Source organism: Streptomyces albipurpureus (assembly GCF_023701525.1).
Taxonomy (GTDB): Bacteria; Actinomycetota; Actinomycetes; order Streptomycetales; family Streptomycetaceae; genus Streptomyces; species Streptomyces albipurpureus.
In genome coordinates this window covers 157,052-179,237 of sequence record NZ_JAMQAW010000010.1, presented here as the reverse complement: position 1 = coordinate 179,237, position 22,186 = coordinate 157,052, and the positions used below count along the sequence as shown (strand labels likewise).

19 protein-coding genes and 2 pseudogenes are annotated in these 22,186 nt (G+C 67.5%); 12 read left to right on the top strand and 9 right to left on the bottom strand.

The genetic code is table 11. From position 1 onward, the window contains the following. Window positions 1-269: 269 nt before the first annotated feature. On the bottom strand, window positions 270-635 hold the full coding sequence (locus NBG84_RS12830) for a DUF192 domain-containing protein (protein WP_250919508.1): 366 nt from the start codon (window positions 633-635) through the stop codon (window positions 270-272). Between the two features lie 252 nt (window positions 636-887). Between NBG84_RS12830 and NBG84_RS12825 the strand changes: the two genes are divergently transcribed. Further along, window positions 888-1,913, top strand: a complete 1,026-nt coding sequence (locus NBG84_RS12825) for a prepilin peptidase (RefSeq protein ID WP_250919507.1) — start codon at window positions 888-890, stop codon at window positions 1,911-1,913. A gap of 177 nt (window positions 1,914-2,090) precedes the next feature. Beyond that, window positions 2,091-3,695 carry a DUF2079 domain-containing protein gene (locus tag NBG84_RS12820; RefSeq protein ID WP_250919506.1) on the top strand — a complete coding sequence of 535 codons (1,605 nt, stop codon included), beginning with the start codon at window positions 2,091-2,093 and terminating at the stop codon, window positions 3,693-3,695. A gap of 132 nt (window positions 3,696-3,827) precedes the next feature. On the opposite strand, the pseudogene NBG84_RS12815 reads toward NBG84_RS12820, so the two are convergent. Next, window positions 3,828-4,467: pseudogene (locus tag NBG84_RS12815) on the bottom strand (DNA glycosylase AlkZ-like family protein). 134 nt (window positions 4,468-4,601) lie between these two features. Here NBG84_RS12815 and NBG84_RS12810 point away from each other — a divergent pair. Then, window positions 4,602-4,955 carry a winged helix-turn-helix transcriptional regulator gene (locus NBG84_RS12810; protein WP_250919505.1) on the top strand — a complete coding sequence of 118 codons (354 nt, stop codon included), beginning with the start codon at window positions 4,602-4,604 and terminating at the stop codon, window positions 4,953-4,955. Between the two features lie 904 nt (window positions 4,956-5,859). On the opposite strand, the gene mgrA is transcribed toward NBG84_RS12810, so the two are convergent. Further along, window positions 5,860-6,915, bottom strand: a complete 1,056-nt coding sequence (mgrA, locus tag NBG84_RS12805) for an L-glyceraldehyde 3-phosphate reductase (RefSeq protein WP_308312049.1) — start codon at window positions 6,913-6,915, stop codon at window positions 5,860-5,862. A 226-nt stretch (window positions 6,916-7,141) separates the two neighbouring features. Between mgrA and NBG84_RS12800 the strand changes: the two genes are divergently transcribed. From NBG84_RS12800 to NBG84_RS12780, 5 genes are all read left to right on the top strand, one after another. Beyond that, window positions 7,142-7,906, top strand: a complete 765-nt coding sequence (locus NBG84_RS12800; RefSeq protein ID WP_250919504.1) for an isoprenyl transferase — start codon at window positions 7,142-7,144, stop codon at window positions 7,904-7,906. 608 nt (window positions 7,907-8,514) lie between these two features. Beyond that, window positions 8,515-9,837, top strand: a complete 1,323-nt coding sequence (gene phoH2, locus NBG84_RS12795) for an RNA 5'-3' helicase PhoH2 (RefSeq protein WP_250919503.1) — start codon at window positions 8,515-8,517, stop codon at window positions 9,835-9,837. Window positions 9,838-10,221: 384 nt separating this feature from the next. After that, window positions 10,222-10,944 carry an aggregation-promoting factor C-terminal-like domain-containing protein gene (locus NBG84_RS12790; protein ID WP_486679374.1) on the top strand — a complete coding sequence of 241 codons (723 nt, stop codon included), beginning with the start codon at window positions 10,222-10,224 and terminating at the stop codon, window positions 10,942-10,944. Between the two features lie 143 nt (window positions 10,945-11,087). After that, window positions 11,088-12,440: an AI-2E family transporter gene (locus NBG84_RS12785; protein WP_250919501.1), complete on the top strand. Its 1,353-nt coding sequence runs from the start codon at window positions 11,088-11,090 to the stop codon at window positions 12,438-12,440. Next, a complete protein-coding gene (locus NBG84_RS12780) occupies window positions 12,437-13,153 on the top strand; it encodes a hypothetical protein (RefSeq protein ID WP_250919500.1) in 717 nt (238 codons plus the stop codon). Before NBG84_RS12785 ends, NBG84_RS12780 begins: the two co-directional genes overlap by 4 nt. 103 nt (window positions 13,154-13,256) lie before the next feature. Here the strand turns inward: NBG84_RS12780 and NBG84_RS12775 are convergent, their stop codons facing one another. Further along, window positions 13,257-13,793: an alkyl hydroperoxide reductase gene (locus tag NBG84_RS12775; protein WP_250919499.1), complete on the bottom strand. Its 537-nt coding sequence runs from the start codon at window positions 13,791-13,793 to the stop codon at window positions 13,257-13,259. Window positions 13,794-13,796: 3 nt separating this feature from the next. Further along, a complete protein-coding gene (locus tag NBG84_RS12770; RefSeq protein WP_250919498.1) occupies window positions 13,797-14,351 on the bottom strand; it encodes a peroxiredoxin in 555 nt (184 codons plus the stop codon). Window positions 14,352-14,561: 210 nt separating this feature from the next. Between NBG84_RS12770 and NBG84_RS12765 the strand changes: the two are divergent. Both NBG84_RS12765 and NBG84_RS12760 read left to right on the top strand, forming a co-directional pair. Next, a pseudogene (locus tag NBG84_RS12765) lies at window positions 14,562-14,836 on the top strand (hypothetical protein). Beyond that, window positions 14,751-15,071: a hypothetical protein gene (locus NBG84_RS12760; RefSeq protein WP_250919497.1), complete on the top strand. Its 321-nt coding sequence runs from the start codon at window positions 14,751-14,753 to the stop codon at window positions 15,069-15,071. The pseudogene NBG84_RS12765 and the gene NBG84_RS12760 overlap by 86 nt, the downstream one beginning before the upstream one ends. Window positions 15,072-15,283: 212 nt before the next feature. Here NBG84_RS12760 and NBG84_RS12755 read toward each other — a convergent pair whose 3' ends face one another. Then, window positions 15,284-16,609, bottom strand: coding sequence for an NsdA family TPR-like regulatory protein (locus tag NBG84_RS12755; protein WP_250919496.1), 1,326 nt, complete (start codon window positions 16,607-16,609; stop codon window positions 15,284-15,286). Window positions 16,610-16,788: 179 nt separating this feature from the next. Between NBG84_RS12755 and NBG84_RS12750 the strand changes: the two genes are divergently transcribed. Both NBG84_RS12750 and NBG84_RS12745 read left to right on the top strand, forming a co-directional pair. Beyond that, window positions 16,789-17,055, top strand: a complete 267-nt coding sequence (locus NBG84_RS12750) for a hypothetical protein (RefSeq protein WP_250919783.1) — start codon at window positions 16,789-16,791, stop codon at window positions 17,053-17,055. A gap of 369 nt (window positions 17,056-17,424) precedes the next feature. Next, on the top strand, window positions 17,425-18,366 hold the full coding sequence (locus NBG84_RS12745; RefSeq protein WP_250919495.1) for a LysR substrate-binding domain-containing protein: 942 nt from the start codon (window positions 17,425-17,427) through the stop codon (window positions 18,364-18,366). Between the two features lie 46 nt (window positions 18,367-18,412). On the opposite strand, the gene NBG84_RS12740 is transcribed toward NBG84_RS12745, so the two are convergent. From NBG84_RS12740 to NBG84_RS12730, 3 genes are all read right to left on the bottom strand, one after another. Continuing rightward, window positions 18,413-20,803 (bottom strand): FtsX-like permease family protein, encoded by a 2,391-nt coding sequence (locus NBG84_RS12740; RefSeq protein WP_250919494.1) that lies wholly within the window; start codon window positions 20,801-20,803, stop codon window positions 18,413-18,415. 62 nt (window positions 20,804-20,865) lie between these two features. Beyond that, the gene (locus tag NBG84_RS12735; RefSeq protein WP_250919493.1) at window positions 20,866-21,552 is read right to left on the bottom strand and encodes an ABC transporter ATP-binding protein; all 687 of its coding nucleotides are present in this window, start codon (window positions 21,550-21,552) and stop codon (window positions 20,866-20,868) included. Then, window positions 21,549-22,073, bottom strand: coding sequence for a PadR family transcriptional regulator (locus NBG84_RS12730; protein WP_250919492.1), 525 nt, complete (start codon window positions 22,071-22,073; stop codon window positions 21,549-21,551). The genes NBG84_RS12735 and NBG84_RS12730 overlap by 4 nt, the downstream gene beginning before the upstream one ends. Between the last annotated feature and the right edge of the window lie 113 nt (window positions 22,074-22,186).

Sequence of the window (22,186 nt, the reverse complement as noted above, 5' to 3'; positions counted from 1 at the left end):
TCCGGGCTGGGACATCGGGCCTGACGCGGGTGCTGGGTCGGTCTTGGGCGTCGGGCTTTGACGCGAGTGCCGTGTCGGTGTTGGGTCCCCGGCTTCGCATCAGCTTCACAGGGTGAACGCGGTGATCCAGCTGAGCTGCGCCGAGCGGCCGATCATCCTCCAGTCCCTGCGGTTCATGCGGTTCATGCAGTTGGGGCAGTGCTTGTAGTCCGTGCAGTGCGTGCTCAGAGCGATGCAGTGGCCCACACGGGACACCGGGTGTCGGAGGCTCAGTCGGCTGACTCGATCCGCAACTGCACACCCCGGCGCACTCCCCACCCCGCCATCGCCCCGCCCTGCGCCTCCAACACATGCCGAGCCCGCAGCCGGGGTCTACCCAGTCGCCCCGGCTGCAGCGTATGCACATCCACCACCCGCAAGGCGCGATCGAGATAGGCCACATCGATGGTGAAACGCATGCGGAAGGTGTGCACCCCGCTGACCTTCGTCAGGAGCATCGCCCCCTCGATGCCGTCCCGACCGAGCAGACCGCGGCGCCGCGTTGCCCTGCTCGCCGCGATCTCCACGGGCACTGCCGCGCTCTCCGGCAGCCACAACGTGCCATGACCGTCCCGCCATTGGTGTCCTCGTCGCATAGGCGAAGACCGTAGCGGTCCGAACGCCCACCGTGGTCCCCGATCGCCCCGGTGGGCCCAGGCAGGCGTCGCGGACGGGCATGAGGACGTCCTGTCCGGCTCATCCGGAGTCCGTAGGCGTCCCCTCCGAGCCGGGAGCATCCCGAATCCGCCAACTGATCCCAATGCCTGGGCCCCCTGTCGAACGAGCCCGGTCAGCTCTGGGCCCAGGGCCCATGACCCGGCCCCGTCCCGCGAAATAGGCTCTCTGCCGTGTACGTCACGCTGATCGCCGTCGCGGCCCTCTGGGGCATCGCCACCGGACTCCTTGTGCCCCGTGCCGCGTATCGGCTGTCCGTCGCGGCCTCGGAGCCATGGCGGGACAGCTGCCCCGCCGGTCATCCCTTCACCGGACCGTGGCGCGGTTGGCTGGGCGGTCCACGCTGCCGGGCCTGCGCTGCGGCGCCTTCCGCCACCGCCGCCGCAACTCCGCCGAGCTCCCGGGATCGGCACCGCGCGGGACCCCGTGGCGAACCAGCTGCGCCGGCGGACACGGGGATCGAAGCATCGACCGGCGGTTCGAACCCAGCCGGACCTCACTCAGCGACAGCCCAGGAGACGGAGACCGGAACAGCCCGGCAGGCACCGGCGCATAGCGGCTCAGAGCCCGGCCCCGACCCCGGTGCCGGGGCTGGCGCGGATGGAGGAGCGGAGCAACTGAGCCAAGGGAGTGCGAGCCAGCCACCGAGCCCCCGGGCGACCGCGCTGATCACCGCGCTGGTCACCATGCTGACCTGCGTCGCCCTCGCGGCAGCCACCGGACAGCGACCCGAACTCGCCGTATGGCTGCTGCTCACACCGTTCGCCGTGCTGCTGGCGCTCGTCGACGTACGGGTGCACCGGCTGCCCGACCAACTCACCCTCCCGCTGGCGTTCGCCGCTGCCGTACTGCTCGGTCTGGCAGGCCTGCTGCCCGGCGCGGCCGGTTCCTGGCCCAAGGCCCTGCTGGGCGGAGTTGCTCTGGGCGCTGTCTACTGCCTGCTGTTTGTGATCCACCCCGAAGGCATGGGTTTCGGCGATGTCAAGCTTGCGCTCGGTCTCGGGGTCCTCCTCGGCTGGTACGGCTGGGGTGTGCTGTTCGTGGGGGCGTTCGCCGGGTTCCTCTTCGGGTCGCTGTACGGGTTCGGACTGATGGCTCTCGGTCGTGCCAACCGCAAGAGCGCAATTCCGTTTGGCCCTTTCATGATCACAGGAGCGCTTTCGGGTCTGCTGCTTGGAGCCCTCGGCCTGAGTAACTGATCCGCCGCCCCAGCCACCACAGAGTGGCGGTGGAAGCGAGGCCCGGGCGGGCGTATCGAGCTGGTCCGCGGCCCAGATCGGCACACGAGTGAGGCCCCCAGGTACATACAGCGCACCCCGGGACACGCCCGCTCGTGAGGTATTACCGACCCCCGCACCCGTCTAGCATCCGGATGTATGCGGACTTTTTTGGACAACTCGGCAGGGTGGCGTGGCGGACTGCTGAGGGCCATCATCCCGGCCGGAGACCGCACCCCACTCAAGCAGCCGAGGGAAGCCACACCGCAGCGGTACGCCTCCACCGACCCCGCACCGCGGCCCACCCCCCGAGCCCTCCGCCTCCCTGCCGCGCTGCTCCCCTGGAGTTGGGCGGCGGTCCTCTTTCTGCTCTACGCCACCGTCGCCGTCCGTCGGCACCTCCTGATGCGCACCACCGGATACGACCTCGGCATCTTCGAGCAGGCCGTCCGCGCCTACTCCCGGCTCCAACCCCCGGTGGTCCCACTACGCGGCGAGAACTTCAACCTCCTCGGCGACCACTTCCACCCCGCGCTCGCCGCCCTCGCCCCGCTCTACCGGCTCTGGCCCTCCCCGTTCTGCCTCCTCCTCGCGCAGTCGGCACTGCTCGCCATCGCCGCCGTACCGCTGACGTCCTGGGCGCACCGGGCGCTGGGTCGGCGCTGCGCCCACGGTGTCGCCCTCGGCTATGGACTGAGCTGGGGCATCGCGTCCGCTGCCGCATTTGACTTCCATGAAGTGGCGCTCGCCGTGCCGCTGCTCTCCTATGCGCTGGTCGCGCTGGGGGAGCGGCGTTGGCGCTCAGCCGTCGCCTGGGCCGCGCCCCTGGTACTGATCAAGGAAGACCTGGGCCTCACCCTTGCCGCACTCGGCTGTCTCATCGCCTGGAAGGGCCCGCGCCGACTGGGGGCGCTCACCGCGGTGGCCGGGGTGCTCGCGTCCATGGTCGAGATCAGGTATCTGCTGCCCGCCTTCAACCCGGCGGGTGGCTACGCCCATGGCGACAACCTCGGCGATGACGTCCACACATCCCTCTGGACCACCATCGCCTTCGCCCCGTTGGACGCGCTACGACCGGACATCAAGGCGATGACCCTGGTTCTGGTCTTCGCACCCTCCGCGCTGCTCGCGCTGCGCTCACCCCTGGCCCTGCTCGCTGTGCCCACCCTCGCCTGGCGGATGCTGTCGCAGAACGGCTTCCACTGGGGCACTTCCTTCCACTACAGCGCCGTCCTGATGCCCATCGTCTTCGCCGGGCTCATCGACGCCCTGCGCGGCTGGCGCGGGAGCGCGCATCCCCTCGGGGCCCGCCATGTCCGGGCCTCGCTGGTCACCGTCCTGGCCGTGACGGTCGTCATGCTCCCGTCCTTTCCGCTCGCCCAACTCGCGCAACGCGCCACCTGGCGCACCACCGCGCACATCGAGGCGGCCCGCGCCCTGCTGGCGAGGATTCCAGACGGCGCGTCGGTCGCCGCATCCAACCGGCTGGTGCCCCAACTCACCGCTCGCTGTGAGGTGGTGCTCTTCCCGGCCTTCCCGGTCGACGCACGGCTCTATGAGTACGACAAGGGCCGGCTGCCCAGGCCCACCGCCGAATGGATCATCCATGACGCCCAGGCCCCCGACGCGTGGCCCTACCGCATGGGCCACTGGCCCTATCCGCCGGAGCAGCAGGCCGCGGAACTCACGGCCGCGCAACGGTCCCGCGACTACCGCCGGGTCGCCGAGCGGGACGGCATCACCCTGCTACGACGTATCCACTGACCCATCGGGGAAACGGACGTCGGGGAAACGGACTCCGAGGGAGAGGCCGCCGAGGGGGAGGCCGTCGAGACAAAGAGGTCCGCCCGGCCGGCCCCGCAGTGAACCGACGCACCCTTGCCGCTCGGGGCGACCTCAGGCGTGCGGCCCCACCATGACCTTGCCGACGGTGAGCTCCGCCTGCCCCTCCAGCACCTCGGCAACCCGCTCCACCTGCTCCGCCAACTCCTTTCGGGCGAGCTGCCCGATCCAGCGCGTCCCCCACCGCCTCCACCGTCACCGCGATCCGCTTCCCGGTCCGCTTCTGGTGCCACACCCCGGCCACGGTCCCATCGACCAGGACCACCGGACAGTTCCCTGCTTGTCCGCCCGCCAGCGCCCGCTGGTACGCCGGCCCGGGGAAGAGCAGCTCGCGCGGCTGGGACGCGATGGTGTACGCGTCGAAGTACGGCAGCAGTCGCACCCCTGTCGGCTCCTCGTCCAGGAACTCCAGGTCATCAGTGGTCACCCAGGCGCTCTCGCCCTCGTACAGCACACTCTCGACGCGCCCTTGCCTCGCCCATGACTGCAGTAGATCCTTCGCCCACCCGTGCGGCGCGGCCGGCCACTTGGCGAGATGCCGTGCGGTGGCGGGTCCGTAGGCACACAGATTTCGGCCGCCGACAGCACCTGTGCGTGTGCGGCGAGCATGGCCGTGGTGATCCTGGCCGCGGTGGTGCGGGTGGGGGCGGTGAGTCCTTGGCGCGCGGAGGTACGGGCGTTGGACTGCTGCCAGGTGACTTTGCGCGTTGCCATAAGACGACTCTAGGAGTCATATAGGACAGCTTCTGTCCTATCGAATGATCTTTCCCTCGGGGAAGTGGTGTACTGCCCAAGGAGTAAGTACGGAGAAGAACAAGAGGAGTTGCCGTGTCCAAGGCCAAACCCGTCTACCACTGCGGCCTCGATGCCGCCGTTGATGTTGTCGGTGGAAAGTGGAAGCCCCTCATCCTGTGGGCGCTCCATGAGAAGACCCATCGATTCGGCGAATTGAGGCGCCAGCTGCCGGGAGTCAGCGAAAAGATGCTGATCCAACAGCTGCGGGAGTTGGAAGCGGATGGGGTGGTCCACCGCGAGGTGTACCGGGAGGTCCCGCCGCGCGTTGAATACTCCCTCACCGAGCTGGGGGAAGCCCTGAATACGGCTTTGGAGCCCCTCGGCACCTGGGGCCTGACGTTTATGCAGCAGATCATCGACAACAAGACCAAGGGGTGTGCGGCCTGACCGATGGTGCTGAGCCGCCCCGGGGCACTGGGGCCAGCTCGGTTTGGTTCGAAGCGGTGAACCGCTCCCCAGCCCGGACTCCGGCGCTCCTTCGAAGGAGCGCCTCCGCCCTGTCCCGCCCCACCCCGCGCGCCGACCGGTTCTCCGGCGCTTTCGGCCGTGTCCCCGCCCCACTGCCCGAGCTCTCAAGCCGGTCCGCGAGGCCCCGGCTCGCGTGCCAGGCGGACCTGTCACATTCGTTCTGTGTCTGTCTGTCTGTTTATCCCGCGGCTCGGGCGGCTCGGGCGGTGCGGATCTGTCGCCGCTGACCGCCATGATCCACCGGCAGTGCGAGCCGAGGAGTCCCAGCCGTCCCGGCCGGTCAGACAAAAGCCCCAGTACGTCAATCTCGCGCCTCTGGTGGGGGTCACCCGTCGGGGTTGCCCACCCGAAGCCGCACCACGGCGACCCAGGGGATTCCCACCGCGGACCACGGTGAACCGCCCGAGTGCAGAGCACTCCGGGGCCAGGATCGACGCACTCACCGGGGCCGGGGACCGGGCTGCGACCGGCCGTCGACGGCACCAGTAAGCGGGGCGCGCCGGGCTGTCCGAGACCCGTTGGAGTCACCCGCGCGCCGGTGGCGCGCAGCACCACCTACCAAGCGTTATGGTGGAAGCCCCCCTCGGGCCGGTCCGTATCCCCCCCCCACGGACCGGCCCGGTTTCTTTTCCGGCCCGGGATTCACGCCTCGATCCGGCCCTGCCCCCGGCCCCGCCCGTGCCGATTCCGGCCCGCTCTCGCAGCCCGGCCCGCGAGCATGATCACGAGCCCGCAACCGCCCTGCCGGCCTCTGACCGGCCGGCCCCGGCTCATCCGGCACCCACCTCGGCCCGAGACCACGCCGACGAGGCACACACCCCGGTCAGCCCCGATCGGCCCAGATGTTGGTGCCCTCGGTGTCCACCGCGAAGGTGTCGATCTCCGCGAGCTCGGAATCCGTCAGTCGTGGCCCGCTCAGTGCGGCGACATTCTCCTCCAGCTGCGCCACGCTCGACGCCCCGATCAGGGCCGAAGTCATCCGCGCGTCCCGCAGGACCCACGCCAGCGCCAGCTGCGCCAGGCTCTGGCCGCGCCGGGCGGCGATGTCGTTCAGCCCGTTGAGCCGCCGTACGACCTCGTCCGAGAGCAGCCCCGGGTCGAGCGACTTCCCCTGGGTGGCCCGCGACCCCTCAGGAATGCCCTTGAGGTACTTCCCGGTCAGCAGCCCCTGGGCGAGCGGTACGAAGGAGATGCAGCCCATGCCCTCCGCCTCCAGCGTCCCCAGCAGCCCGTCGTCCTCGATCCAACGGTTGATCATCGAGTAGGACGGCTGGTGGATCAGGGCCGGCACCCCCATCTCCCGCAGCAACCGCGCCGCCCGGGCGGTCTGCTCCGCGTTGTACGAGGACACGCCCGCGTACAACGCCTTCCCCTGTCGTACGGCGGAGGCCAGCGCACCCATGGTCTCTTCCAGCGGGGTGTCCGGGTCGAAGCGGTGGGAGTAGAAGATGTCCACGTGCTCAAGACCCATACGGCGTAGTGAGGCATCGAGGGAGGAGAGCAGATACTTTCGCGATCCCCATTCGCCGTAGGGACCCGGATGCATGAGATAGCCGGCTTTAGTGGAGATGACCAGCTCATCGCGGTAAGGGGCGAAATCCCGGGCAAAGATCTTGCCGAAGTTCAGCTCGGCCGAACCGGGCGGCGGACCGTAGTTGTTCGCCAGATCAAAGTGGGTCACTCCCAGATCGAAGGCCCGTCGCAGGATGGCGCGCTGGGAATCGAGAGTGCGGTCGTCACCGAAGTTATGCCAGAGGCCGAGGGAGATAGCCGGCAGTTTGAGCCCGGAGCGGCCACTGCGCCGGTACTCCATGGCGTCATAGCGATCGGTGGAGGCGTGATAGAGCGTGGGGGAAGGAACCGCGGAGGAATCAGTCACACCAGCCTGCTTATCACGGACTTGTGACAGACCGGGTTGGGCCACTGTGCCCCATGCGCAGTAATGTGGCCGCTTCAGGGGATGCCGTACGGCGCGGGCGAATTGCCGCATGGCGGGGGCCGGTACCGGTCGCCGTGCCGCTCAGGAAGACGGACCCCGGCAATGGACCCCCGGACCCCCGGCACACAGGGCTTGATACGCCCGCCAGAACCGAGAGGTGAACTCTGTGAACTTGCGTGACCTGGTGTACAGGCTCTACGCACGCCGGGTGGAAGGCCGACTGGACCATGACCAGGTGCCCAAGCACATCGGAGTCATCCTCGACGGCAACCGCCGCTGGGCCAAGGCGTCCGGAAACACCCCCGAGTCGGGCCACAAGGCGGGTGCCAGCAAGATCCAGGAGTTGCTGGGCTGGTGCGCCGAGACCGATGTCGAGGTCGTCACGCTCTGGATGCTCTCGACCGACAACCTCGACCGTCCCGACGGGGAGCTCATCCCGCTGCTCGGGATCATCGAGGACGCGGTACGCGCACTGGCCGCCGATGGCCGCTGGCGGGTGCACCACGTGGGCACCCTCGATCTGCTGCCCGCCCGCACCCAGTCCGTACTGAAGGAAGCCGAGGAGGCCACCCTCGGTATCCGTGGCGGCATACTGGTCAACGTCGCCGTTGGTTACGGAGGGCGCCAGGAGATCGCCGACGCGGTCCGCTCGCTGCTGCTGGAGCACGCCGAGAAGGGCACCAGCGTCGAGGAGCTCGCCGAGACCGTCGATGTCGAGCACATCTCCGAGCATCTCTACACCCGCGGACAGCCCGACCCCGATCTCGTCATCCGTACCAGCGGTGAACAGCGGCTCTCCGGCTTCATGCTCTGGCAGAGCGCCCACTCCGAGTACTACTTCTGCGAGGTCTTCTGGCCCGCCTTCCGCAAGGTGGACTTCCTGCGGGCGCTGCGCGACTACGCGGCCCGCCACCGCCGCTACGGCAGCTGACCCGGCCCCACGCGGTGGTGCGTGCGCTCCGCGGGGGCGCATGGGCACATCCACGACAGGGACCCCGCCCCTGGAACAGCTGATCCGTGCATCTGTCAGCTATTCGGTGCGGGCCAGGGCCCTCTCCCCGCGGTCCTGTGGCCCGGCTCCCCTCACCCGGGGAGCTGAATCAGCCGGCTCCTGCGGCCGACCCGCCGGCGCCGGGACTCTCCCAGGGTCCGGCGGCCCCTGACGCCCATGGGGCGGGGTACTCGAACGCCGCCCGTGCCGGAGCCGATAACCGACTGTTCATCCAGGTGTCGTCCCCCTCCGCGGCATGGTCACGCGTGTTCGAGGGAATACCCCTTGCAGGTCGACGTCCGATCCACGAACGTCGTATCTCAGTGAGTGGCCGTGACCGCTCACCCGGGAGGCCCTTTGCACACGATGGATCGCACTCCTCGTGCGGACCTGGTGAGGGGCCGGTGCTCGGCCCCTGCAAGGTGGCCTACAGCCCGGCCCTTCCTCCGCCAAAGGCGGGGAGACCTGTCTGCCGCCCTTCGGCGCCAGACACCGAGGCCCGCGACGGCGTTGCACCGCCGACCTCATCCGAGGGGGTACGTCCTTCCGTGGTGAAAAGCACCAAGCGCCGGATGCCCGATAGGCGCACTTACGTTCTCGACACCAGCGTTCTGCTGGCCGACCCAAGCGCCATGACGCGATTCGACGAGCATGAAGTGGTGCTCCCGATCGTGGTCATCACGGAGTTGGAGGCCAAGAGGCATCATCCAGAACTCGGATACTTCGCCCGCCAGGCGCTACGCCTGCTGGACGACTTCCGTATCCGGTTCGGTCGCCTCGACGCCCCCATTCCGATGGGCGACCTCGGCGGCACGATCCGGGTCGAGCTCAACCACTCCGATCCAGGGGTCCTCCCTGCCGGTTTCCGGCTCGGTGACAATGACTCAAGGATTCTGGCGGTGGCGAGGAACCTCCAGGCCGAGGGGTATGACGTCACGGTCGTCTCCAAGGATCTGCCCCTGCGCATCAAGGCGTCCTCGGTCGGCCTGCTGGCCGAGGAGTACCGCGCGGAGCTGGCCATCACCGACTCCGGCTGGACCGGGATGTCGGAGCTGTCACTCTCCGCCGACCAGGTGGATCTGCTCTACAGCGAGGAGACGCTCTATGTCCCCGAGGCTTCGGAACTCCCCGTCCACACCGGACTGGTCCTGCAGTCCGAGCGCGGAAAGGCACTCGGGAGGGTCACCTCCGAAGGCAACGTCCGGCTAGTCCGCGGCGATCGGGAGGCGTTCGGCATCCACGGCCGCAGCGCTGAGCAGCGCATCGCCCTCGATCTGCTGCTCGACCCGGAGGTCGGCATCATCTCGCTCGGCGGCCGGGCCGGCACCGGAAAGTCCGCGCTGGCCCTCTGCGCGGGCCTTGAGGCCGTCCTGGAGCGCAGGCAGCACCAGAAGGTGATGGTCTTCCGTCCGCTCTATGCGGTGGGTGGACAGGAGCTGGGTTATCTACCCGGCACCGAGGCCGAGAAGATGAGCCCCTGGGCGCAGGCGGTCTTTGACACCCTTTCAGCCGTCGCCGGCCGTGAGGTCATCGAGGAGGTGCTGGGGCGCGGGATGCTGGAAGTCCTTCCGCTCACCCATATCAGGGGCCGTTCGCTCCACGACGCCTTCGTCATCGTCGACGAGGCCCAGTCGCTGGAACGGAACGTTCTGCTCACGGTGCTGTCCCGCATCGGGGCGAACTCCCGCGTCGTCCTCACCCACGACGTGGCGCAGCGGGACAACCTTCGGGTCGGTCGCTATGACGGAGTCGTCGCCGTGGTCGAGAAGCTGAAGGGGCATCCGCTCTTCGCGCATGTCACGCTCACCCGCTCCGAGCGCTCGCAGATCGCCGCGCTGGTGACCGAAATGCTGGAGGAAGGCCAGATCTAGTAGGGAAAAGACCAGTTGGCGCCGTCCCGCAGAAGCGCAGCAGCGTAGCGGGGCGGCGCTCTGCTGTGCTGACGTTTCCATGAAGGTCCTGCGCCAAACGGGGTGTGAGCTATCCCACGTAACGAATAATTGCCTTGCGGCGTTCTGTTCGGGCAGAGTCTTGCTTCCGTCAGGCCCCGCATACGACATCGGCACCACCCGTGGTGCTTAGCAACACACAACTCAAGAACTGTCGTCGTATGCCGCCCGCGAGCTTTACCGGTTCTCCCCTGGGGAGTTGACCACGGGCCCGCGCCTCCTGTGACCGAAGACAGTGGAGGCCAGTGCCAGGGGCACGATTCGCCCGCGGGGTCACCTGTGCGGGCGATGCTGGAAGGAAACCGTGTGAGCCGGATCTCGGTCCGGGGATTCGCCGTGGCTTCGGCTACAGCGGTCACCACCGTCGGAGCCGTCGTAGGTGTCGCCTCGGGTAACGCCCAGCCCTCGGGTGACAGCCTGGAGACGGCAGCAGCCGACGCGACCCTCCTCGCCGATATACCCATGGGTCAGCAGGCCCAGGTCCAGGTCTCCTCACTGACTGAGCAGGCAGACGCACAGGCGGCAGCCGCCGAGGCGTCCGCTCGTAAGTCCGCCGAGGAATCCGCGCGCGTCCAGGCCGCCCAGTTGGCGACGGCGAAGAAGGAAGCCGCCGACACCAAGGCCAAGAAGGAACGCGAAGCCAAGGCCAAGGCAGAGGCCGAAGCCGAGAAGAAGGCGGACCGCGCAAGCCGGGACTCGGTACGCGATTCCTCCAGCTTCACCGTCAAGAGCTCGTACAGCGTCGCCGAGGTCAAGGCGATGGCCCGGCAGATGATTCCGGGCGACCAGTTCCAGTGCTTCAGCAACATCGTCCAGAAAGAGTCCACCTGGAACTATCTGGCGCAGAACCCGTCATCGGGCGCGTACGGACTGGTCCAGGCCCTGCCCGGCTCGAAGATGTCCTCGGCCGGCGCCGACTGGCGGACCAACCCGGCGACCCAGATCAAATGGGGTCTGAAGTACATGAACGAGCGATACGACAGCCCCTGTGGTGCCTGGTCGTTCTGGCAGGCCAACCGCTGGTACTAAGCCTCAGAGAGCCCGCCGGCTCGCTTTGACGGCCGCTCAACCTCGGCAAGCCCCTCACCGTCCTCACGGTGGGGGGCTCCGTTGCGTGTACCGTCGTCGATTCCGGGGTCTCGGGAGGAGTTATGGGGGGAAGAAGGACAGTCATGTCAAAAGTGCCAGGGTGGCTCGCCGGATGGGGCGAGGGACTCACCAGGATGTCCGAGCGATTGAACGAACGTCGCGAACGCCCCGACGAGCCCGACGACATGGATGAGCCCGACGAGCGGAACAGGCCGGAGGGCGATGGCCCTCCGGCTGCTGCGAGAAACGTTCCGGCTCCGCCCTCCTACGCGCCCGCGGTGCTGCCCCGACCCGATCCGGTGGCGGCGATTCCGTGGGGTATGCGGGTGGCGGCCGAGGCCGGCTGGCGACTGCTGGTCCTCGCGGGGACCCTCTGGGTGCTGATGCGGATCATCAGCGCCGTGCAGCTGGTGGTGCTGGCCTTCGTCGCCGCGCTGCTGATCACCGCACTGCTCCAACCGACCGTGGCCCGGCTCCGAAGGCTCGGTCTGCCGCGCGGGCTGGCCACCGCGCTCACCGCGATCGCCGGCTTCGTCATCATGGGGCTGGTCGGCTGGTTCGTCGTCTGGCAGGTCCTGGAGAATCTGGGCGATCTCTCCGACCGGGTCAGGGACGGCATCGACGAGTTGAAGGTCTGGCTGCTCGACAGCCCCTTCCATGTGACCGAGAGCCAGATCAATGACATCGCGAAGAACCTCAGCGACACCATCGGCACCAACACCGAGGAGATCACCTCGGCGGGCCTCCAGGGTGTGACCGTGATGGTGGAGATCCTCACCGGGATGCTGCTGGCGATGTTCTCCACGCTCTTCCTGCTCTACGACGGAAAGCGCATCTGGAACTGGTCCCTCAAACTGGTCCCCGCACAGGCCCGTGACGGCGTTGCCGGCGCCGGCCCGCGCGCCTGGCGCACCCTGACCGCCTATGTGCGGGGCACGGTGCTGGTGGCCCTGATCGATGCCATCTTCATCGGCCTCGGCATCTATATCCTCGACGTTCCGATGGCTGTTCCACTCGCCGTCTTCATCTTCCTGTTCGCCTTTATCCCGTTGGTCGGTGCCGTGATCTCGGGCGCACTGGCGGTGGTCGTCGCCCTGGTCACCCAGGGGGTGTTCAGCGCGCTGATGGTGCTGATCGTGGTGCTCGCGGTACAGCAGATCGAGGGCCATGTGCTGCAGCCCTTCATCCTGGGCCGTGCCGTACGGGTGCATCCGCTGGCGGTGGTGCTCGCGGTCGCGGTGGGCGGGATGACGGCCGGGATCGGTGGCGCGGTGGTCGCCGTCCCGCTCGTCGCCGTGACCAATACAGTGGTGGGCTATCTGAGGGCGTACAGCAAGGAACAGGTGCTGAAAGGTACGCCTTCACCCCATGGCGCCACGGCACTGGGCTCCTCGCCAGCGGTGCCGGTGGAGCCGCCGACGAGGGAAGTGCCGTGATATCCGAGCCAGAACTGTTCGACGGGGACCAGCCCTTCACCGATACGAGGGCGATCCCCGAACAGCGCTCCGAAACGCTCACCCCCAGGGAGCCCCGGCCATCCGGTGGTGCGGGATCTCGGCCCTGGCTCTGGGCGATCGGCGGAGCGGTGGCCGCGTCCGCGATCTGGGCCGGCGGGCTCTACGTGTACGACGCACCGAAGCCGGAACCTGATGCCGGCGACTGGCGAGTCAGCCGCAACCTCTGTGTGGACGCGCAGCTCAAGGCGTTGACGATGGAGCTGGGCGCAGCCACGTCCCCCAGCCCCCACACCCGTGTCCACCAGGACCAGCATCGGGCTGGCTGCTTCCTCTCGTTTCCGGGGGGCGGGGCGGAGAGCCGCTTCCCGGCCACTGCCACCGTCGGATACACCCTGCACAAGAGGATCGACCCCGGGCCGGAGTTCGAAGCCGGGTTGATGCCGCAACTCGGTCCCGATGAGCCCTCCACTTCCCTGCAGCGCGTCGAGGGGCTCGGCGAGAAGGCGTTCTTCCAACTACGCACCGGAGTGGAGCCCACCTTCCATGTACTGGACGGCCAAGCCGTGCTGAGCCTGACCGTCTCCCTTGACGGGTACAGCGAGGAAGGCGGCGCCGTGCCCACCAACATCGCGGGGATCAAAGCGTCCATGGTCGCCGATCTGAAGGCCCTGATGGCCAGGCTCCAGAGCTGACCCACCGGGTCGGAAGGCCGGGCGTCCATCCAGAAAGAGGAAGGACCCCGCCGTTCGCACATCGGCGGGGTCCTTCTTCTGGATGGACGGTGTGGGCTGCCGGCTACTGGGCCAGCGCCGCCTCGGAGTCCAGGGTGACGCCCACGGCCTGCACCACGGCCGCGATCTTGAAGGCTTCCTGGATCGTCTCGCGATCCACACCGGCCTTGCGCAGCACCTGCTCATGCGAGTCAAGGCACTGCCCACAGCCGTTGACGGCCGAGACCGCGAGCGACCACAGCTCGAAGTCGACCTTCTCCACGCCCGGGTTGCCGATGACGTTCATCCGCAGACCGGCGCGCAGGGTGCCGTACTCCGGGTCCGACAGCAGGTGCCGGGTCCGGTAGAAGACGTTGTTCATCGCCATGACGGCGGCGGCGGCCTTGGCGGCGGTGTACGCCTCGGGGGAGAGGTTCGCCTTGGCCTCGGGCTCCAGTTCGCGCAGGGCGATGGGGCTACGGGAGGCGATGGCGGTGGCGAGAACGGTGCCCCACAGCTGCTGCTGGGAGAGCTTGTCGTTGTTGCCGATCACCGAACCGAGGTTGAGCTTCAGGTCCTTGGCGTAGTCCGGTATGGCGGACTTCAGCGCGTCGAGGGACATCCGTCACTCACCGGCCAGCAGCGCGACGGGGTCAAGGGTGGTCTCGCCCTTGGTCCAGTTGCACGGGCACAGCTCGTCGGTCTGGAGGGCGTCCAGCACCCGCAGGACCTCCTTGGGGTTACGGCCGACGGAACCGGCGGTCACCATGGTGAACTGGATCTCGTTGTTCGGGTCCACGATGAAGACGGCACGCTGGGCGAAGCCGTCGGCACCCTCGATGCCCAGGTCGCGCATCAGCTCGTGCTTGGAGTCCGCCAGCATCGGGAAGGGCAGGTCACGCAGGTCGGCGTGGTCCTTGCGCCAGGCGTGGTGGACGAACTCCGAGTCGCCGGAGAAGCCGAGGATCTGGGCGTCGCGGTCGGCGAACTCATCGTTGAGCTTGCCGAAGGCGGCGATCTCGGTCGGGCAGACGAAAGTGAAGTCCTTCGGCCACGCGAAGACGACCTTCCACTTGCCCTCGTAGGACTTGTGGTTGATGACCTCGAACTCCTTGCCGGTCTCCAGGGAGACACAGGCAGTGAGCTCGTAGGGGGGGAACTGGTCGCCGACAGTGAGCACGTGTTACTCCAGGTACATGAGGGTGTTGGACAAATGCACCCTGTCATACCCTTGATCGCGGATGAAATTGATCAATGTGGTCAGTGTGATCCGGTGGGCCGATCAATGCCTGGGGTCGCGGTGGTGCCGGGGATGCCGGAGGTCGCTCGATCGGGCGGATTCGGCGCGGTTTTCGTATCCTCCTCGCGGTTGGCGCGTAGCGCCAGGGCTATGGCACTCGGCAATCGGCATCAGAAGAAGGATGTCGAGGCGGCGCTCAAGAGGGCGGAGGCGGCTGGGCTCAAAGTGACGCGCACAGCAGGCGGGCACAAGTGGGGTACGTGCTGTGCTGTCCGTGCAACCAGCGGCGCACGGTGTCCTGCACGCCGCAGAACCCGAGCGAAGAAGCGAGGTACATCGATGGATTCGTCAGGCAACACCGCGCTTGCGCGCAGCTGGTACTTCAACCTGGTTTTGCAGGATGTTGTTACCGAAGAGCAGTCTGATGCGCTGGCACAGTTGGCCAGCTTTCACGACGGGAGGATCTCGCTGGTCGAGTCCCCTGAGCGCTCCTGGTTCACCTGCTCATTCGAGGCGGAGACAATGACACAGGCCATCGCTGACGCCCTGGCGCGATTCAAGGACTTCCCGAGTGTCCTGGTCCAAAGCGTAGAGCTGGACCCGATCGCCCTTGAGTACAACGGGATGGCGACGCTGTCCGTCGTGCGGGTGCCCGAGTAGGGCTGTCGCCCAAGCCCCGGAGGCATAGCCGGTGAAGCAGCCAGGGTCATTCGGCCGCCTCGGCGCTTTCCGGGCATTTCTTTGACCTGTCTAGGCTATGAAACCCCATTCCAGAGCACATCGGAATGGGGGTAGACGCACCTCGATTTTGTTGAATCAGTAGGGATTCTAGAGTGCCCAGTCGTGTACTTTCCCTCTTTGGGATGATAGCTCTAGGCGGCTTGTAGGGAACGTTCGTGGACTGCCTTCGCGACCGAATTCGAGCGGTAGGGGCGGAGGCGGCGGCTGATCTCCGCAACAAACTGATCCACTGCGCCAGATTGGAGGCTAGGGTGTTTTGCGAGCACCTCACTCCAAGTGCTGCAAGCCAGCTCCAAATAGCCTAGCTCCAGCTGTCTCTCGGCCAGCATGGATTGGAATCGAAGCTCGGTCACCTGTGAGTCAGTGGGTGCTCTCAATTTGAAGTGCAGTTTGAGGGATTCAACGCTACCTGCCACATCCCCCAGTGAGTAGCGAACCTGGGCGCTGTGGTATGCCAAAGTGGCTGGAGTGTATCCGCCCAATTGGGTTTTCCCGCTCCCGGCCGCATCCATTGCTCTTTCCGTCTCTTTGATGCTACGCATCGCGGCTGCGCGGTCACCTACAAGGGCATAACTATGCGCTTGCTGGCCCGCCATGAAAGCGCGCATGAGCGGCCCTGTCGTAGGGGCAGCGGAGGCGGCTGCATCAGCTAGGCGCGTGGCAGTGGGGCCGTGGCCCAGGTCTGCTGCCTGAACTGACATTCCTCGCAGGATATGGCAGTACGTGAGGTAGTCGCTGCTCGCCCCTGCCAGTTCCAATCCCTTGGTGTAGTACCTCTGCGCGAGACCGTGAAGTCCTTCATCTACCGCCATCCAACCAGTCACATAGCAGAGGAATGCGGCAGCAGTCATCATAGACTTGCGGACTTCTTCGGAAGCATTCGCGCGAAGATACGGGATGACGGTATTGGTTAAAAAGGCCGCTGCCATTGGGCGAGAGGTTCGACCGCCGCGCCTGTTGTAGATCGCGTTCAATTGGTCTGTCATCTCGGTCACTACTTCAACATCGGCCATGCCGATACGCAGGGACTTGTCCGACTGCACAGCTTCCATGCGGCCTAGGACGTCCGGCCAATCGGGAATAGCCAGTGCAACGGAGAACAAGCCTGCACCCACAATGCTCCGGCGAGAAGGCTCCATGTCCTGCCGCCCCAGGTCTATTAGCCCTTCGACCGTATTCGGGTGGCTGGTCAACGACTGCGGGGGCGTGGGGAACCCTGCCTCGGAATGAGTGATGGGACGTCCCAGCTTCCGCGACAGCGCTTCCAGGATCAGCGGGCGGGTCTCACCCTTGGGTAGATGGCCGTTGATCCACTGGTTGACGGACGGTCTCTGATACATGAGCGGGGTGCCGCGCTCCGTACCGATCCGGTTGACCGCCTGCACGAACTGGCGCTGAGTCCATCCGGCCTCGCGGTGTAGTCGCCCCAGGTGATCGTTGGCTTCCCGGGCAGTCATGCGTCATCAACTCCTCATGTCGATGCACCACTTACGACTCTTTCCCTCTGGTGCCGCTTCAACGGTACCGCTGTGTGTAGCCAGGCGGTTGCCTAGAGCGAGGGCGGAACACCGCACAGGCAAGGACCCCCGCAGCCGCGTGAACGGCCCGGGGGTGCGGCCAGTCTGGGAGGACTGACATGGACGACCGTATCGCCGTGGAAGGCTCGGCGGGAGCTGAAGAACGCCCTATCGCGGCTGAAATCGGCGATGTGGTCCGGGACATCCGCAAGAAGGGTCGAGTGGGGCGGGTCATGGGTCGGGTAGGTCCCCACTACCAGCTCCGTCCCCTCAACGGTGGAGTGGAGTGGGAGGCCCCCGCCGAGGATCTCGCGCCCGCCGAGCAGTCGGACGCGATGAGGGCCGATGTGATCAAGGCCAACGCAGACAGCCGGACTGGGCTTTGAGTGTGCGCCCCGTACGGAAGCCCCTACCGGCTTCACATCGCGTACGGCCACTACCGCTACCGGGTAGGCGATGATCGCGACCCTGCCCGCAGCGCTTCTGCGGCCCTCGGTGTTGTCACCAGCCTCTGGCTCCCGCCACCCAGACTCCTGCTTGTCTGGGAGGCGGTGAAAAGGGCCCACCCGGCATGTGCGTGAGGGTTCCTGCCGGGTGGGCCCGAAACGGCAGCGCGTCACGCTCACGCGGCAGTCAGTCCGTGGGTCTGACCAGCGGAAGTGAACGGCGCACATCCGGCTGGTGGATTCACCCCCCGGTCTGATCTGGGTGAAATGTCGATTAAACTCAGCCGGACTGATCGAGGAGCACTATCAATGGCCGGCACTCCGCGGGGCAAGCAGCCCAGCCTCACCCAGCTGCGGGCCTTCGCCGCGGTCGCCGAGCATCTGCACTTCCGGGACGCCGCCGCGGCCATCGGGATGAGCCAGCCCGCGCTCTCCGGAGCCGTATCGGCGCTGGAGGACACCCTCGGGGTGCAGTTGCTGGAGCGCACGACCCGCAAGGTCCTGCTCTCCCCGGCAGGGGAGCGGCTCGCCGTCCGCGCCACGACCGTTCTGCGGGCCGTCGGTGCGCTGATGGAGGAGGCCGAGGCGGTACGCGCGCCCTTTACCGGGGTGCTGCGGCTCGGGGTGATTCCTACCGTCGCGCCCTATCTTCTGCCGACGGTCCTTCGGCTGGTCAACGACACCTATCCCGATCTCGATCTTCAGGTGCACGAGGAGCAGACCGCCTCCCTGCTGGAGGGGCTGACAGGGGGCCGGCTCGATCTGCTGCTGCTCGCGCTGCCGCTGGGGTTGCCCGGGCTCACCCAGTTTCCGCTCTTCGACGAGGACTTCGTCCTGGTCACCCCCGACGGCCACCCCCTGGGCGATCGATCGGACATATCCCCAGAAACCCTTCGGGGGCTGCCCTTGCTGCTGCTCGACGAGGGCCACTGTCTGAGAGGCCAGGCGCTCGACATCTGCCGAGAGGCCGGGCGCGGGGACCAGACCACGGTGACCACCACCGCCGCCGGGCTGTCCACCCTGGTGCAGTTGGTGGCCGGTGGACTGGGAGTGACCCTGCTGCCGCGCACTGCCGTCGCGGTCGAGGCCGGACGAGGCGGGCTGCGGATCGCGTCCTTCGCGGAGCCGACGCCCACCCGGAGGATCGCCCTCGCCATGCGGATGGGCGCGGCCCGGCAGGGGGAGTTCGCCGAGTTCGCCGGAGCGCTGCGGGAGTCCCTGCGTCCGCTGCCCGTGCGGATCGTGCGCTGAGTCCCGTATTCCGCCAGCTGCCACATCGGATCGGGGCACCGAGCGCTCATTCGGTGCGCAGGCCCTCCGGGCGCATCATCCGCCAGAGCGGCGGCAGGCTGACCAGCGTCACCAGCAGAATCACACCCGCGCCCACCCCGGCGACCGGTAGGAAGATCCACCAGCGGGTGACCTCCTTGCCGATCAGGGCGAGCATCGCCGCCCCCAGCGCCAGCCCGCCCGCCACGGCCACCACCGTGCCCAGCACCACCGGTACCGCGGTCTGCCACAGCACCGACCAGGCCAAGACGGTGCGCGGGGTTCCGAACGCCACCAGCGCGGAGAGCAGCCGCCTGCGCTCCCGCAACTGCTCGATCTGGGAGACCAGCATCGAGGCCGCGATCAGCCCGAGCGTCGCGCTCGCGGCAGCCAGTAGACCGGTCTGGAGGCTCTCGTACCGCGCGTCCCGCTCGGTCATCCGGACGGACCAGATCCGTAGGGCGGGATCAATGCCGGCAGCCGCGTTGCGTATGTGTTCGGGGGCATCGGGGACACCGGCGTTCAACGGCACCAGCGCCAGGGTCATCCCCGACGCCAGATCCCTGACGTCGATCGCCCCGAAGGTGGCGTAGACGCCCGTGTTCTCCCAACCCTCCGCATTCTTGTTACCGAGCACCGTGGGGCTGCGCACGGGCAGAGTCCAAGGGGCGGCCCGCTCCTCGTCGCCGAGCAGGACCACTCCTCCCTTGCGGGCGGTGGTGTCGATCCAGTCATTCTGTCTGCGGTCCTCATGGGCGTGGACGACAAACGTGTCACCGTCCGCGCAGGAGGTGATCTCGGCCAGCTTCCTCAGTGCCGTGCAGTCGCCGACGGTCAGACCAGCGGTCGACTCCCGGTTGGGATGGCTCACCACCGTCCTGATCGTGGCGATCACATCCTTTGCGCCCCTGGACCGCCCCAACTCCTCGGTCATCCGATCGGCCAGCGCCTTGCTCGGGTACTCGGAGCTGACATTGAGCTGGTCCCAGACGCGGTTTTCGAACAGGGTCCTGTTGAACGAGTCGTGCATCCCGGCGAACAGCATCTGCAGGGCGATGGCCCCAGCGACCGCGACCATGATCCCGCTCACCGCCCGGGTGGCCGCCCCACTGCTGAGCTGGAGTCTTCGGGTGGCCAACTGCCAGGACAGAGGACCGCCCCGAAGCCGTCCCACCAGGGCTTCGACCACCCAGGGCAGCATCGCCGTGATGCCCAGAAGGGTGAGGATCGCACCGGCCGCGATGGGGAACGGACTGACCTCGGCCGATGGATCGCGGCTGTTGAAGGTGTTCCCGTTCAGCAGCAGCAGAAGTCCTGCCAGGGGCACCAGGGGGCGCCACCAGAACCGGCGGCGGCGCAGCGCGGTGTTGCGTACGACACCGAGCGGTTCGACCACCACCGAACGCAGCGCGAACAGCGAGACGGCCACCGATGTCACGGGCACGGCGAGCAGCAGCGCCGCCGCGAGACGGGGGAGCGGCACCACATCCGCGGGGAAGGCGCTGAGCTCCCAGACGCGTACCGAGCCGGCGAACAGCCGAGCCAGCGCGAACACCGCGAGTCCGACCGTGAGCCCCAGCGCGGAGCCGAACAGTGCCTCACCCGCGGCTATCCGGCGGGTGGTCCAGGCATCCGCCCCGACCAGTCGCAGCGCCGCCAGTCTGCGGTCCCGGCGATCGCCCCCGAACCGCGCGGCGGTGGCGATGAACACGGCCACCGGGACGAGCAGCACCACACAGGCAAGGGTGATCACCACGATGAGGACGGGGTCGTACGGCAGTGACTCGGCCGCGGGTCCACCCCAACTGGCGGTCCTCCACACGCCGTCACCGAGAGTCAGTGTGGAACTGCCCGCGTAGAAGAAGTACTCGCCGGGGTCGAGGAGGCCGGTGTCCCCGATGGCGCCGATCATCCGGTAGTCCATGCGCTGGGCCAGCAGCCGCCCCTCATCGGACGCCAGCAACTCGGCCAGCGCGGGTGAGGCGAACATCTCGCCGGCGCCCGGCATCCGGTCAACGCCAGGGGGAAGCTTCGGCCGGGCGCCGTCCGCGCGCAGGATCAGACCGTTGACGATATCCGTGCGGTACTCGGTTGAGGCGTCCGCCCAGAGCACCGAGGTGTCCGACGGCTCGCCGGGCCGCTCACCATCGGGCCCGTAGTACTGCTGTTGGGAGGGGGCGCGAGCCTCGGCGCGCCGATCCCGGTTGTCCATGATGTGGGGTACCGACGAGGCGATCAGCAGCAGGGCGACCCCCAGTCCGACCCCCGCGGCGGTCAGCGCGTTGCGGATCCAGCCCTCACGTCCACCGAAGGCGGCGAACCGTAGACCGTACGCCAGATCGCGCAGCCAACTCCGGATGCGGACGTAACTGTCCTGGGGGGTGGGGGAGGCGGCCTTTCGGGTATCGCTGAGCGTCATGGCGGGGTCCGGATCGCAGGCTGGGAATGCGTGGGGAGAGGCTGGACGGTAGGGCCCAAAGACTACAGAGAGTGGTCGGGATCGCGGGTCCGCCCGTCACGCACCACGATCTCCCGGTCCGAGTAGGCGGCGACCCGGGTCTCGTGGGTGACCAGGACGACGGCCGCGTTCGACGACCGGGCCGCCTCCGTCAGCAACTCCATGACCCGCTCGCCGCTGTAGGAGTCCAGGGCTCCCGTCGGCTCATCGGCGAACACCACCCGCGGGGAGGTGACCAAAGCCCGGGCGACGGCCACCCGCTGGCCCTGACCGCCGGAGATCTCACCAGGACGCTTGCTCCCCGAGTCGGCGACCTCCAGCCGCTCCAACCACTCCATGGCCACCTGCTCGGCAGCCTTGCGACGGATCCCGGCGAGCCGCAGCGGCAACGCCACGTTCTCCGTACAGCTCAACTCCGGTACGAGCTGGCCGAACTGGAAGACAAAGCCGAAATCGGTACGTCGCAGGGCGCTGCGCTCGGCGTCGGAGAGGGCGGTGAGATCCCGTCCGGCGTACCGGACCCGTCCGGCGTCCGGCTGGACGATTCCCGCGAGGCAGTGCAGCAGCGTCGACTTTCCCGAGCCGGAGGGGCCCAGCACCGCGACGACCTCACCGGGGTGGATCGAGAAGCAGGCCCCGGCGAGCGCCGGGGTGTGGGCATAGGTCTTGTGAAGGTCCTCGGCGATGAGGAGTGACCCCTCAGGGATCATGGGCGGACCTCGGCGGCGAGCCGGTCCAGTCGGGTGGACGTCAGCTCCAACCAGCGCAGATCGGCCTCCAGATGGAAGAGGGCGTGGTCGCAGATCAACTGGTCGGCGAGGTCTCCGCGCCGTTTGCGGTCCGTGAGAACGCGCATCAGCCGCAGATGCTCCGCTCGCTGGGTGTCCAGCAGGGCGGCGGCGCTACGGCCGGTGAGCAGCGCTATGACGACCTTGGTGTACAGGGTCGACTGGAGGTAGGGCTCTGGTTTCTCCGGCTGGGTCAACCAGGTCGCGACATCGGTGATCCCGGCTTCGGTGATGGCGTAGCGCTTGCGGTCCGGCCCGCCTCCGGCCTCAATGCCGTCGACTTCGACGAGGCCGTTCTTGAGCAGGCGCGACATGGTCGAGTAGACCTGCCCGTAGTGCAGGGGGCGGTCGTGTCCGAACTTCTCATCAAAAGCGCGTTTGAGGTCGTAACCGTGGCGCGGTCCGGACTCCAAGAGCGCGAGGAGGGTGTGACCGATGGACATGCGCAGCACTGTACGTGGTGTGTATATCGCCGCCGTATACGAGCACCCAAACCTGCGGCTTCGGGATCGGACCGGTCGGCGAGGCCATCGGCCCGGGGGCACCGGACCGATCA

Excerpts from the sequence above, each read along its gene's own strand:
- NBG84_RS12830 (WP_250919508.1), bottom strand. The coding sequence starts at position 635 with ATGCGACGAGGACACCAATGGCGGGACGGTCATGGCACGTTGTGGCTG.
- NBG84_RS12820 (WP_250919506.1), top strand. The coding sequence starts at position 2,091 with ATGCGGACTTTTTTGGACAACTCGGCAGGGTGGCGTGGCGGACTGCTG.
- NBG84_RS12785 (WP_250919501.1), top strand. The coding sequence starts at position 11,088 with ATGTCAAAAGTGCCAGGGTGGCTCGCCGGATGGGGCGAGGGACTCACC.
- NBG84_RS12775 (WP_250919499.1), bottom strand. The coding sequence starts at position 13,793 with ATGTCCCTCGACGCGCTGAAGTCCGCCATACCGGACTACGCCAAGGAC.
- NBG84_RS12760 (WP_250919497.1), top strand. The coding sequence starts at position 14,751 with ATGGATTCGTCAGGCAACACCGCGCTTGCGCGCAGCTGGTACTTCAAC.
- NBG84_RS12755 (WP_250919496.1), bottom strand. The coding sequence starts at position 16,609 with ATGACTGCCCGGGAAGCCAACGATCACCTGGGGCGACTACACCGCGAG.
- NBG84_RS12750 (WP_250919783.1), top strand. The coding sequence starts at position 16,789 with ATGGACGACCGTATCGCCGTGGAAGGCTCGGCGGGAGCTGAAGAACGC.
- NBG84_RS12745 (WP_250919495.1), top strand. The coding sequence starts at position 17,425 with ATGGCCGGCACTCCGCGGGGCAAGCAGCCCAGCCTCACCCAGCTGCGG.
- NBG84_RS12740 (WP_250919494.1), bottom strand. The coding sequence starts at position 20,803 with ATGACGCTCAGCGATACCCGAAAGGCCGCCTCCCCCACCCCCCAGGAC.
- NBG84_RS12735 (WP_250919493.1), bottom strand. The coding sequence starts at position 21,552 with ATGATCCCTGAGGGGTCACTCCTCATCGCCGAGGACCTTCACAAGACC.
- NBG84_RS12730 (WP_250919492.1), bottom strand. The coding sequence starts at position 22,073 with ATGTCCATCGGTCACACCCTCCTCGCGCTCTTGGAGTCCGGACCGCGC.